The sequence below is a fragment of the Frankia sp. AgKG'84/4 genome, assembly GCF_023242965.2.
Taxonomy (GTDB): domain Bacteria; phylum Actinomycetota; class Actinomycetes; order Frankiales; family Frankiaceae; genus Frankia.
Window position 1 is genome coordinate 1 of sequence record NZ_JALKFU020001218.1, and the last position, 2,505, is coordinate 2,505.

The following is a 2,505-nucleotide window of genomic DNA, read 5'->3' on the forward strand; positions in this document are numbered from 1 at the left end:
CCGCCGCAGGACGACCGCCGCCGCCGGCCCGGTTGCTCCGACGACGACCGTCTGGTCCAGCCGGCCGGGGTGGGCGCCGTCCGCGTCGCGTCGACGGCCGGACCGGGCGGTGACCGTCACGCGTGGCCCGCCGGAGGCGACGCCACCCCGCTCGCCATGGTCGACGATCCCCGCCCGCCGGTCCGTGGCTGGCTGCGACGGGTCCTGTCGATCGGCTTCGCCGACGGGGGCCGTCGAGCTATCGGCTGAAGTGGCGCGCCGCGCCGTAACCGGGCCCCTGCTCGGGACGACCGGAGCGGGAGGTCCACCGCCACTGCACCGAAATGCGGCCGCCGACGTGGCCGTGGACCCGGGGGACGGCGTGCAGCCAGTCGGCCTGGGCGCGGCCGCCGAGCACGATCAGATCACCGCCGGCGGGGCAGAGGTCCCGGCCGCCGGGCGCGTCCGGATCATTGAGTAGGCGCCGGCCCGCGGGCAGGTGACGGGACTTGACCAGGAACGGCCGGCGCACCCCGAGGCTGAGAATGGCGATCACCGTGTCGTCCAGCCACCGCATCTCCCGGTCCCGGTGGAAGGCGACCGCGTCGTTTCCGCCGCGGTACATCGACATGCCGAAACCGTCGAAGTCCACGCCGTAGGTGCGCCGCAGCGTGCGGTAGGCATCCAGCAACGGGGGAAAGGGGATCGGACCGCCGCGCGGGATCCACGCGCTCAGGCGTGGCTCGGTGATGTGGCGCTCGTACCGCCACATGGTTCCCTGCCGCCAGGGCAGGCCGTCGCGCATCGCGGCGTACAGCTCGTCCGCGCCGCGAAGCCACCCGCGGGTGACGTCGACCCAGGACTGCTCGTCGAGCCAGATCCGCTCGGCGCGGGCGGCCGGATCGACCCCATCGACCGGCGCAGCCGCGTTCGCGCCCGCGTCCGTGCCCGCGGGACGGACGCTCGGCGTGTCCGCCGCGGCTGGTACCGACCCAGGCGGGGTCCGAGCTGCGTCCCTCACCGGCTCGACGCTACTCCGGCCTGCCGCGCCGCCCGAGGGCAAGATCGGCACCGGCCGTGCCCGCCACTCGCCTCGCACGGCGTAATCTCCCTTCAGCCAGGGAGCCCCGTCAGCGGGTGGACGTGCTCTGCGCCGGGTGCGCAGACACCGACTCCCGCGCTCGCTGGAAGCGGAGGTGGCCACCTTGACGAAGCGGTTTTCCCGTCCCGCCGTGGGCGGCGGGATCTGCGTGTCGCCGCCCCGATGAGCGGTCGGGCCGCCGACGTCGGCGCGAGGGCCGAGGCCGGCACCGACGGCGGGTCCGCCCAACCGCCGGCCGACCCGGATGGTGGCCCGGCCGGGCTGGACCGCGACGTTCGGCTGCTGACGGAGGTCGTGAACCGGTTGCGGCGGGCACTGCGTGCCAGCATCCGCACGGAGTACACCTGGGAGTCGCTGCCCATGGCGCAGGTGGAGCTGTTGCAGTGCCTGGCCGAACGCAACGGCGCCCGGGTCGGGGAACTCGCCGGCCTGCTGCGCCTCGCCCCGAACAGCGTCTCCACGCTGGTGCAGCACCTGGCCGACGCCGGTTACCTGCACCGTGAGCGGGACCCGGCCGATCGCCGGGCGGCGCTACTGCGGCTGACGCCGGTCGGGGCCGCCGCGCTCGCGGGCTGGCAGCGAGCCCACGAGCGGCGCCTGGGTGCCGCCCTGGCCCGGTTGGGCGACGCTGACCGGACGGCGATCCTGGCCGCGCTGCCGGCGTTGTCGAACCTGGTCGAGGCCCTGGGCGAGCGCGGCGAACCAGCCCGCTGAACGGCGCCCCGCTGAACGGCGCCCCGCTGAACGGCGCCCGGCGGAGCGTCGGCGCGACTCAGGACCGCACGAGCCGCGCGATCGCCGCGGACGCCTCCCGCAGCTTCTCGTCGGCGACGGGACCGCCCTCCGTCGCGGCGTGGGCGACGCAGTGGCCGAGATGGTCCTCCAGCAGGCCGAGCGCGACCGACTGCAGGGCCCGGGTGGCCGCGGAGACCTGGGTGAGGATGTCGATGCAGTACTTGTCCTCGGCGACCATCCGCTGCAGGCCGCGGATCTGGCCCTCGATGCGCCGCAGCCGGGCGGTGTACTCGTCCTTGGAGTTGGTGTAGCCGTGCATCCACCGCGCCTTCCCCCAGGTGACAGGTACCCCCCTACGGTACTGGGGACGGTGTTGTCTCCGGCTGGGATCCGGCGAGAAAGGGGCGCCACCCGCCAAGCTCGCTGATGTCCTCGGCGTCGGCCACGGCCGCGGACTCGCACAGGAAACCCAGGGCGGGGCCACCGGCGAGATCGACCGTGCCGATCGTGAGCGGGGCCGGAACACCCAGCAGGAACGTGCCGACCGCTTCGGCCGGCATCCGCCAGACCTCGGCGTCGATCGCCACGCCGGCGGCGGCGACCCGCAGCAGGCCGGGCCTGCGCGGCGGCCCGCCGGGCAACGCGTACAGACGGTAACGCGCCGCGGTGCGATCGCGGCGCAGCAGCAC

At 75.0% G+C, this 2,505-nt stretch carries 5 protein-coding genes; 2 read left to right on the top strand and 3 right to left on the bottom strand.

Annotated elements, in window-relative coordinates; translation table 11 throughout:
• A partial coding sequence (locus MXD58_RS28915) for a hypothetical protein (RefSeq protein WP_250611341.1) occupies positions 1 to 249 on the top strand: 249 nt, incomplete at its 5' end.
• Here the strand turns inward: MXD58_RS28915 and MXD58_RS28920 are convergent.
• A complete protein-coding gene (locus tag MXD58_RS28920; protein WP_248836437.1) occupies positions 239 to 1,000 on the bottom strand; it encodes an alpha-ketoglutarate-dependent dioxygenase AlkB in 762 nt (253 codons plus the stop codon). The genes MXD58_RS28915 and MXD58_RS28920 overlap by 11 nt on opposite strands.
• A gap of 243 nt (positions 1,001 to 1,243) precedes the next feature.
• Between MXD58_RS28920 and MXD58_RS28925 the strand changes: the two genes are divergently transcribed.
• Complete coding sequence (locus MXD58_RS28925; RefSeq protein WP_248836438.1) at positions 1,244 to 1,795, top strand: MarR family winged helix-turn-helix transcriptional regulator; 552 nt, start codon at positions 1,244 to 1,246, stop codon at positions 1,793 to 1,795.
• Positions 1,796 to 1,853: 58 nt separating this feature from the next.
• On the opposite strand, the gene MXD58_RS28930 is transcribed toward MXD58_RS28925, so the two are convergent.
• Positions 1,854 to 2,135 (bottom strand): metal-sensitive transcriptional regulator, encoded by a 282-nt coding sequence (locus MXD58_RS28930; RefSeq protein ID WP_248816663.1) that lies wholly within the window; start codon positions 2,133 to 2,135, stop codon positions 1,854 to 1,856.
• Between the two features lie 34 nt (positions 2,136 to 2,169).
• The coding region (locus MXD58_RS28935; RefSeq protein WP_518478711.1) for an allophanate hydrolase-related protein at positions 2,170 to 2,505 on the bottom strand (336 nt) is incomplete at its 5' end.

Coding starts and splice junctions, on each gene's coding strand:
- MXD58_RS28925 (WP_248836438.1), top strand. CDS start 1,244: ATGAGCGGTCGGGCCGCCGACGTCGGCGCGAGGGCCGAGGCCGGCACC.
- MXD58_RS28930 (WP_248816663.1), bottom strand. CDS start 2,135: ATGCACGGCTACACCAACTCCAAGGACGAGTACACCGCCCGGCTGCGG.